This is a genomic window from Beijerinckia sp. L45, from assembly GCF_009765775.1.
In the GTDB taxonomy this organism is placed as follows: domain Bacteria; phylum Pseudomonadota; class Alphaproteobacteria; order Rhizobiales; family Beijerinckiaceae; genus RH-AL1.
Window position 1 is genome coordinate 1 of the sequence record NZ_LMUU01000015.1, and the last position, 8,667, is coordinate 8,667.

Below are 8,667 nucleotides of genomic sequence, written 5' to 3' on the forward strand. Positions count from 1 at the left end.
TGCCGCACACACGAAAGACGCCAAACAATGTTTACCGTACATCGCGAAGTCATCGAATGGGCCGGGCGCCAGCTCGTCCTCGAAACCGGCAAGATCGCCCGCCAGGCTGACGGCGCCGTGCTTGCCACCTACGGCGAGACCACCGTGCTCGCCACCGTCGTCGGCGCCAAGGCGCCGAAGCCCGGCCAGGACTTCTTCCCCCTGACCGTCAACTACCAGGAAAAGGCCTTTGCGGCCGGACGCATCCCCGGCGGCTATTTCAAGCGCGAAGGTCGCCCGTCGGAGAAGGAGACGCTGGTCTCCCGCCTGATCGATCGCCCGATCCGTCCGCTGTTCCCGCAGGGTTATCGCAACGAGACGCAGGTCGTGGTCACCGTGCTCAGCCACGACCTCGAGAACGATCCCGATATCCTGGCGATGGTCGCCACGTCAGCCGCGCTGACGCTCTCCGGTATCCCCTTCATGGGCCCGATCGCCGCAGCGCGTGTCGGCCAGATCGGTGGGCAGCTCAAGCTCAACCCGACCGTCGATGAACTCAAGGAATCGACCCTCGATCTCGTCGTCGCCGGCACCGGCGACGCCGTGCTGATGGTCGAGTCGGAAGCCAAGGAGCTGTCCGAGACCGTGATGCTCGAAGCCGTCATGCTCGGCCACAGCGGCTTCCAGCCGGTCATCGACGCGATCATCCGTCTCGCCGAAAAGGCCGCGAAAGAGCCGCGCGATCTGGTCCTCCCCGACCACTCGGCCGCTGAAGCCGCCGTCCTGGCCGTCGCCGACGCCGACCTTCGCGCCGCCTACAAGATCACCGCCAAGCAGGAGCGCTACAAGGCGGTCGACGCGGTGAAGGCGAAAGTCACCGCCGCGATGTTCCCCGAAGGCGTCGAGCCGAAATTCTCCAAGGAAGAAGTCGCCCACGTCTTCCACGACCTGCAGGCCAAGGTGGTCCGCTGGAACGTGCTCGACACCGGCATCCGCATCGACGGCCGCGACGTGAAGACCGTGCGTCCGATCGTCTCCGAAGTCGGCATCCTGCCGCGCGCGCATGGCTCGGCCCTGTTCACCCGCGGCGAGACGCAGGCGTTGGTCGTCGCCACGCTCGGCACCGGCGAGGACGAGCAGTTCATCGACTCGCTTGAAGGCACCTACAAGGAGCGCTTCCTGCTCCACTACAACTTCCCTCCCTACAGCGTCGGCGAGACCGGCCGCATGGGTTCGCCCGGCCGTCGCGAGATCGGCCACGGCAAGCTGGCCTGGCGCGCGGTGCGTCCGATGCTGCCGACCGCGGCGGAATTCCCCTACACGGTCCGCATCGTGTCGGAGATCACCGAGTCCAACGGCTCCTCGTCGATGGCCACGGTCTGCGGGACATCGCTAGCTTTGATGGACGCCGGCGTTCCGCTGAAGCGCCCGACGGCCGGTATCGCCATGGGCCTGATCCTGGAAGGCGAGCGCTTTGCCGTGCTCTCCGACATTCTGGGTGACGAGGATCACCTCGGCGACATGGACTTCAAGGTGGCCGGGACGGAAGAGGGCATCACCTCGCTCCAGATGGACATCAAGATCACCGGCATCAACGAGGAGATCATGAAGGTCGCCCTCGGCCAGGCCAAGGACGGGCGTCTGCACATCCTCGGCGAGATGGCGAAGGCGCTGACCGGCGCCCGCGCCGAGCTCGGCGAATTCGCCCCGCGCATCGAGACCCTGAAGATCCCAACCGACAAGATCCGGGAAGTGATCGGCACCGGCGGCAAGGTGATCCGCGAGATCGTCGAAAAGACCGGCGCCAAGATCAACATCGAGGACGACGGCACCGTGAAGGTGGCATCCTCCGACGGCAATTCGATCAAGGCGGCGATCGCCTGGATCAAGTCCATCGCGACGGACCCGGAAGTCGGCCAGATCTACGACGGCACCGTCGTCAAGGTCGTCGACTTCGGCGCTTTCGTGAATTTTTACGGCTCGAAGGACGGTCTCGTCCACATCTCGCAGCTCGCCAAGGGCCGCGTCGCCAAGTCGTCCGACGTCGTCAAGGAAGGCCAGAAGGTCAAGGTCAAGCTGGTCGGCTTCGACGACCGCGGCAAGGTCAAGCTGTCGATGCGCATCGTCGACCAGGTGACCGGCGAAGACATCGAAGGCAAGGAAGACGCCCAGGCGGTCGCCGGGGAGTAAGCGGTTTCGCTTTGCTGGGTGTGGAGAGGGCGGCCTGCGGGTCGCCCTTTTTTGTTGGTGTCCCTGCGCTGTAGGCACTGAACACGAGGTGTCTTATATTGGTCGCCTCACAAGCTTGCTGGAGGCAGACAATGTCGCTCAGTCCTGAACGATTGCAGTCGATCGGCGCCCAAGCCGCGAAAGACGTCATCGGCAACGTCGAGACCGTCGCGGTCACGAGCGGCTTCAGCGAAGACGGGCTGCCCGCCTATTTCTTCGAGCTGAACCTCAGCCAGGACCGCGATCGCGCGCGCGCCGCTCTGCTACGAACGCGATTACGGCACAAGATCCGCGATCTCCTCCTTGCCGAAGAGGATACCAAGTATCCATACATCCGGATCTTGGACTGATCGCCAATGATCGATCCGCACGAGCTGATCGGCGTTGCCCGCTTGCTCAATGCCGATCGAGGCCCGCAGCCTCCCAGCTCAGAGGCCATCCGAAGAGCTGTCTCGACCGCCTATTACGCGCTGTTCCACGCGATGCTGAAAGAGGCCGCGGAGCGTTTCGTCGGCGCCAGCGACAGTTCGGTCGCTTATGAGGTGATCTATCGCGGCTTTGAACACGGCCAGATGAGCCGCGTCTTCAAAGATCTGGAGAAAACGACACTTTCAGAAGCCAACAAAAAGCGGCTGCGTCGATCCGAGGTTACCCGTGAAATCCGTGATTTCGCTGCCGTGTTCGTATCGATGCAGCAATGGCGATATCTTGCCGATTATAGTCCACGTTTCAGTATTTTGCAGAAAGAGGCGGCTGACCTGATCGACGAAGCCGAAGCCGCTCTACACACTCTTGCAAAGGCCGATGCCGACGAAAAAGCTGATTTGCTTGCGATCATGCTCGTCAAAGCGCGGTAGCGCGCATCGATTCCGGTTCGATGACTATCGGGCGCCAGAACAATGTCCGATTGCTAAATCCGGTAACATTGCCGCATTTCTTCGCCTGCGCTACACTCCGCTGCATGCCATGGATTTCCTACACAGACGGCACGCCGCAAGCCTGGCAGGCGCCGACGCCCGACCGCGCGGCACGCGTGCTGGCGGAGCGGCATGCCGGTACGCTTCGCTACTGCCATGACGCAAAACGCTGGTTCGTGTGGGACAGCGTGTTGTGGCGGCGCGACTGCAGCGAACACGTCCTGCTCCGGATTCGCGCCATCGCGCGGGAGCTCGGCACCGATCCGGAGGGACTTGTCGGCAGAAATACCGGGGGCGTCACGTTCATCGCCGGGGCGGAGCGGTTGGCGCGCAGCGAGCCGGCGCTGGCCGCGACGGCCAAAACCTGGGACGCCGACCCGTGGTCGCTCGGCACGCCGGGCGGCTCGGTGGATTTGCGTGTCCGTCGTTCCGAGCCGAGCGAAGCCCAGGCCGAGCCCCGCGCACTCTCGGTCCCGGCGCCGGCGGCTCACGATAACGGGCCCAACGACCTTCTCCCCGCCGACCCCGTCCACGGCATCACCCGCGCCACGGCTGTCGCGCCGTCCGACACTGCCACATGCCCGATATGGCTTCGCTTCCTCGACGAAACCTTCGGCGGCGATGCCGAACTCATCGGCTTCATCCAGCGCTTCTGCGGCTACGCGCTGACCGGGGCGACGGCCGAGCAGGGGCTCGTCTATGGCTGGGGGCCGGGCGGCAACGGCAAGTCGGTGTTTCTCAACACGCTCCTCGGCGTCTTGAGCGACTACGCCCGCCCGGCGACCTTCGCCGCGCTGGTATCCAACGACAGAGCGCGGTACGGCGCCGACCTCGCAGCGCTGCGCGGCGTCCGCCTCGTCGGCGTCGCGGAAAGCGACGGCGTCTGGAGCGAACGGCGGCTCAAGCTGATCACTGGCGGCGACGCCGTGCCGCTGCCCGGTGGCGGCGTCTTTCGTCCGTGCTGCAAGCTGCTCGTCATGGGCAACGCGCCGCCGGCGCTCGCCAGCGTCAACGGCGCGATCGGCAGGCGGCTGCGCGTGGTGCCGTTTCGCTATAGCCCGGAGCATGCGGACCGTCACCTCGACGACAAGCTGCGAGCGGAATGGCCCGGCGTCCTGCGCTGGATGATCGAAGGCTGCCGGCTCTGGCAGGCGCACGGGCTCGGCCGCCCCGCGGCGGTGGTCGCGGCGACGATCGACGTGCTGGAGGGGCAGGATCCGATCGGCCAGTTCCTTCTGGAGTGTTGCGAGGGCAGCCCGGACGATTGTTCGCGCAGCGTCACGGCCGGGGACGTCTTCGCGGCCTGGCACGTCTGGGCGACAGCCGCCGGCGAGCCGGTCGGCACGCAGCGGGCGTTTGCCGCAGCGCTCGTGGAACGCGGGTTCGCGCGCGAGCGGACGAACTGCACGCGGCTCTATCGCGGCCTGAGCCTGCGCGATTGAAAGGTGACGCGTGACGCATCGTGACGCAAAAATGTCGGGGTCGGCGGCGCATTCGCTGATGCATTCCGGCCACACCGCCGGCTGGCGCCTCGGTTCACGCGCGTGTGAATTGAAGTGCGCCACGCCCTCTCTATCGTGGCCGAACAAGCGTAAAAGTTGTGATCCGAAACTCGATCATCTTCGGGGCGGTCTGCTTTGCCGTATTGTTCCGAGCCGGAGGCAAAGCATGAAGTACGGCGTGTCTTTGGTGATCGGCGCGATGCTGCTGTCAGCCGCGCCGGCCCGGGCGCAATCCTTCGATGATGCGGTCGCGGCCTACAAGCGCGGCGATTACACGACCGCTCTGCCGGTCATCCGCTCCTACGCCAAGCAGGGCATGGCCAACGCGCAGTTCGATCTCGGCGTGATGTACACGACGGGGCACGGCGTCCCTCTCGACGAGGCGCAGGCCGTGAAGTGGTTTCGCGCGGCGGCGGAGCAGGGTCAGGTTTTCGCCGAAGGCAACCTGGGCGTTCACCTGCGCGACGGGAAGGGCGTGAAACAGAACTATGAAGAGGCCGCGACGTGGTTTCGCCTCTCGGCCGAGCACGGCAATCCCGGGGCGCAGACCAGTCTGGGCGCGCTGCTCGCGACCGGCAAGGGCGTGCCGCAGGACTATGGCGAGGCGATGAAATGGTTTCGCCTGGCGGCCGCGCGCGGCGTCCCCGCCGCCGAGGACGATATCGGCATCATGTATGCGACGGGCACCGGCGTGCCGAAAGACGAGGCCGAGGCGATCAAGTGGTATCGCCTGGCCGCGGAGCACGGCTACGCCAAAGCCCAGTTCAGTCTCGGCCTGATGTATGCGAACGGCGTCGCCACCCCGCAGGATTATGGCGAGGCGGCGAAATGGTATCGGCTCTCGGCCGATCAGGACGATGCGCCGGCCGCAAACAATCTCGGCGTGCTCTATCAGAACGGCCTCGGCGTCGAGCAGACCTATGTCGAAGCGGTGCGCTGGTTCCGGATTTCGGCGGAACACGGCAACCCGAAGGCCCAGAGCAACCTCGGGCTCATGTTGGCGCAGGGCCACGGCGTGACCCAGAATTTTACCGATGCGCAAAAATGGTTTCACCAAGCCGCCGCGCAGGGCGACCTCAATGCGCAGAAAAACCTCGGCGCGATGGCCGCGACCGGTCGCGGCGTCCCGCAGAACTATGGCGAGGCCCGCAAATGGTACCGCCTTGCGGCCGGCCAGGGCGACGCCCACGCGCAACAGATCCTCGAGCGGATCAACACCGCGACCCCGCCGGAAGCGCGTACCCCGGTTCGGGAGGCGGTTGCCGCGATCAGCCGGCCGGTGCCGATGCCGGGGACACGCAGCGCCTTGGACCCCGCGGTGTTCCGGGTGCCACCGCCGGAGCTGCCGCGTGGCCGATCCGAAAACGACCCGTCGGTCTTTCGCTTTTCGTCGCCGCAAATGGAGCGCCGCATCGCGTTGTTCGGCGGGGAAGCCGGCTTCAGGCCGGGCGGCGGTTTTCATTCGATGGGTGGCATGCATATGGGCGGCATGCACATGGGAGGCCGGGGGCGGTAGCGCCGGCCCAGAGCATCGGACGCAAAAGTTGCAGACTTTTGCGCCCGACCCGATGCTCTACGTCTTTGAAAAGAGAGCGACGGGCTGTCGCTTAAGTGAGTCTACTTAAGCGGCCGGCGCTCTGGGGCCACCGCTTTTCGGGATTGCAGCATGGCGGCACAGATGGACTTCATGCGGCGCGCCATCGATCTCGCGCGTCATGCCGTGGACACAGGGTCCGGCGGGCCTTTCGGCTGCGTCATCGTGAAAGACGGCGTCATCGTCGCGGAAGGGTTTAACCAGGTCCGCGCCACGCAGGATCCGACCGCCCACGGCGAGATGGTCGGCCTGCGCGCCGCCGCCGCGGCGCTGGGGACGGCGGACCTGTCGGGCTGCGAGATCTACAACATTTCGGTGCCGTGCCCGATGTGCCTCGCGGCGCTGTACTGGGCCAAGATCGACAAGGTCTTCTACTGCTGCCTGCCGGAGGATGCGGACGCCGCGGGCTACGATAACGTCACCATCGCGCGCCATCTCCAGAAACCGATCGAGGCGCAACCGATCCGGTCCGAGCGGATCGAAGCGCTCTACGACGATGCGCTGGCGGTGTACCGGCATGCGGTCGCGATGCGCCGGACAGCCGCGAACGCGCTGAGCCCGCCTCCGCCGATCGTTGGAGACGCCACAATTCCGACATAGGAGGATTGCGTCACGCGCGCACATCGTCTAACGCAAGCCCCCATGGAAAAGCGACACTTCAGCGCCTTATGGCTGCTCCTCCTCCTGCCGTATATCGGACTCCTCTGGGTGCCGTTCTACAACATGAAGCTGCCGGAGTTCTTGGGATTCCCGTTCTTCTACTGGTATCAGCTGGCCTGGGTGCCGCTGACTTCGCTTCTGATCTTTGTCGTGTACCGGAGCGTCGGCGATGACGAGTAATCTCGATCCCGTCGCGATCGGCATCTTCGTCTTCTTCTTCGCGCTCGTCACCGTCATGGGGTTCGTCGCCGCGCGATGGCGCAAGCCCGCGACGCTCGCCCATATCGACGAGTGGGGCCTCGGCGGCCGGCAGTTCGGCACCTGGATCACTTGGTTCCTGATCGGCGGCGATTTTTATACCGCCTACACCGTCATCGCGGTGCCGGCGCTGGTCTACGCGGTCGGCGCCTACGGCTTCTTCGCGCTGCCCTACACGATCATCGTCTATCCCTTCGTGTTCGCCGTGATGCCGGTGCTGTGGAAGGTCGCCAAGAAGCACAACTATGTCACCGCCGGCGACGTCGTGTACGGTCGCTACGGCTCGCGCACTCTGGAAGCCGCCGTCGCGGCGACCGGCGTGCTCGCGACGATGCCCTATATCGCGCTGCAACTCGTCGGCATGGCCGCGGTGCTGAAGGCGCTGGGCCTCACCGGTGAGATCCCGCTGATCATCGCCTTCGTGATTCTGGCGGTCTACACCTACTCGTCCGGCCTGCGGGCGCCCGCCCTCATCGCCTTCGTCAAGGACATCATGATCTACATCGCCGTGATCGCGGCGGTGGTGGTGCTGCCGATGAAGTTCGGCGGCTACGGTGCGATCTTCCAACTGGCCGGCGACGAACTGGCGAAGAAGGCGGCCGCCTCCGGCGGCAAGATCGCCGCGGGCCTCACGCTGGCGCCGTCGCAGGTCATCCCCTACGCGACCCTGGCGCTGGGCTCCGCGCTCGCCGCCTTCATGTACCCGCACACCCTGACCGGCGTGTTCGCCAGTTCCAGCGCCACCACGCTGCGCAAGAACGCGGTGATGCTGCCGGCCTACACTCTGCTGCTCGGCCTGCTCGCGCTGCTCGGCTACATGGGCCTCGCCGCGCACTTGAAGATTTCGTCGCCGAACGATGTCGTGCCGGTGCTGTTCCAGACCTTCTTCCCGTCGTGGTTCGCGGGCTTCGCCTTCGCCGCGGTGGCGATCGGCGCGCTGGTGCCGGCCGCTGTCATGTCGATCGGCGCGGCCAACCTGTTCACCCGCAACTTCTGGAAAGCCTACGTCAATCCTGCCGTGACGCCGTCGGGCGAGGCGCAGGTGGCGAAGATCAGCTCGCTGGTGGTCAAGTTCGGCGCGCTGATGTTCATCATCTTCCTGCCGACGCAGTTCGCGCTCGATCTGCAGCTTCTCGGCGGCCTGTGGATCCTGCAGACCTTCCCCTCCGTGGTGTTCGGCCTGTTCTCGAGCTGGTTCCGCGCGCCGGCCCTGCTGCTCGGCTGGGCCGTCGGATTCCTGGGCGGCTCGGCGATGGTGTTCTTCGATCGGATCGTGACGCCGACGGGCACCAAGCTGGTGCCGTTGCACACGTTCGACTTCGGCGGCGACAAGATCACGATCTATACCGGCATCATCGCCTTCGTCGTGAACATCGTCGTTGCGGTTATCGCCAACGTGGTGATCCGGGCGATGGAGCCCCGCGCGCGGCTGACGCCGGCGGAATAGTTTTTTTCGCCTGCATCCGCAGCCCGCTTTGCGGATTGACCCGGCTGAAGTGTCCTGCCGCCCCAGGGTGGCAGGCGGCAG

The 8,667-nt window shown here is 65.5% G+C and carries 8 protein-coding genes; all 8 read left to right on the plus strand.

Annotated elements, in window-relative coordinates:
- The first annotated feature begins 27 nt into the window (after positions 1-27).
- The 8 genes from pnp to mctP all read left to right on the plus strand — a co-directional run bounded on the left by pnp (position 28) and on the right by mctP (position 8,586).
- On the plus strand, positions 28-2,169 hold the full coding sequence (pnp, locus tag GSQ79_RS01055) for a polyribonucleotide nucleotidyltransferase (RefSeq protein WP_158806888.1): 2,142 nt from the start codon (positions 28-30) through the stop codon (positions 2,167-2,169).
- A gap of 131 nt (positions 2,170-2,300) precedes the next feature.
- Positions 2,301-2,558 (plus strand): hypothetical protein, encoded by a 258-nt coding sequence (locus GSQ79_RS01060; RefSeq protein ID WP_158806889.1) that lies wholly within the window; start codon positions 2,301-2,303, stop codon positions 2,556-2,558.
- A 6-nt stretch (positions 2,559-2,564) separates the two neighbouring features.
- The gene (locus GSQ79_RS01065) at positions 2,565-3,065 is read left to right on the plus strand and encodes a hypothetical protein (protein ID WP_158806890.1); all 501 of its coding nucleotides are present in this window, start codon (positions 2,565-2,567) and stop codon (positions 3,063-3,065) included.
- A 20-nt stretch (positions 3,066-3,085) separates the two neighbouring features.
- Positions 3,086-4,567 carry a phage/plasmid primase, P4 family gene (locus tag GSQ79_RS01070; protein ID WP_210252975.1) on the plus strand — a complete coding sequence of 494 codons (1,482 nt, stop codon included), beginning with the start codon at positions 3,086-3,088 and terminating at the stop codon, positions 4,565-4,567.
- A gap of 226 nt (positions 4,568-4,793) precedes the next feature.
- Positions 4,794-6,143, plus strand: a complete 1,350-nt coding sequence (locus tag GSQ79_RS01075; protein ID WP_158806892.1) for an SEL1-like repeat protein — start codon at positions 4,794-4,796, stop codon at positions 6,141-6,143.
- Positions 6,144-6,293: 150 nt separating this feature from the next.
- Complete coding sequence (locus GSQ79_RS01080; protein ID WP_158806893.1) at positions 6,294-6,821, plus strand: nucleoside deaminase; 528 nt, start codon at positions 6,294-6,296, stop codon at positions 6,819-6,821.
- 42 nt (positions 6,822-6,863) lie between these two features.
- Entirely contained in the window at positions 6,864-7,061 is a 198-nt protein-coding gene (locus GSQ79_RS01085) for a DUF3311 domain-containing protein (RefSeq protein ID WP_158806894.1), read from the plus strand.
- Positions 7,051-8,586, plus strand: coding sequence for a monocarboxylate uptake permease MctP (gene mctP / locus GSQ79_RS01090; protein WP_158806895.1), 1,536 nt, complete (start codon positions 7,051-7,053; stop codon positions 8,584-8,586). Before GSQ79_RS01085 ends, mctP begins: the two co-directional genes overlap by 11 nt.
- Positions 8,587-8,667: the final 81 nt, after the last annotated feature.

What these genes read in the sequence shown, in the direction of transcription:
- pnp (WP_158806888.1), top strand. Translation starts at nt 28, where the DNA reads ATGTTTACCGTACATCGCGAAGTCATCGAATGGGCCGGGCGCCAGCTC.
- GSQ79_RS01060 (WP_158806889.1), top strand. Translation starts at nt 2,301, where the DNA reads ATGTCGCTCAGTCCTGAACGATTGCAGTCGATCGGCGCCCAAGCCGCG.
- GSQ79_RS01065 (WP_158806890.1), top strand. Translation starts at nt 2,565, where the DNA reads ATGATCGATCCGCACGAGCTGATCGGCGTTGCCCGCTTGCTCAATGCC.
- GSQ79_RS01070 (WP_210252975.1), top strand. Translation starts at nt 3,086, where the DNA reads ATGACTATCGGGCGCCAGAACAATGTCCGATTGCTAAATCCGGTAACA.
- GSQ79_RS01075 (WP_158806892.1), top strand. Translation starts at nt 4,794, where the DNA reads ATGAAGTACGGCGTGTCTTTGGTGATCGGCGCGATGCTGCTGTCAGCC.
- GSQ79_RS01080 (WP_158806893.1), top strand. Translation starts at nt 6,294, where the DNA reads ATGGCGGCACAGATGGACTTCATGCGGCGCGCCATCGATCTCGCGCGT.
- GSQ79_RS01085 (WP_158806894.1), top strand. Translation starts at nt 6,864, where the DNA reads ATGGAAAAGCGACACTTCAGCGCCTTATGGCTGCTCCTCCTCCTGCCG.
- mctP (WP_158806895.1), top strand. Translation starts at nt 7,051, where the DNA reads ATGACGAGTAATCTCGATCCCGTCGCGATCGGCATCTTCGTCTTCTTC.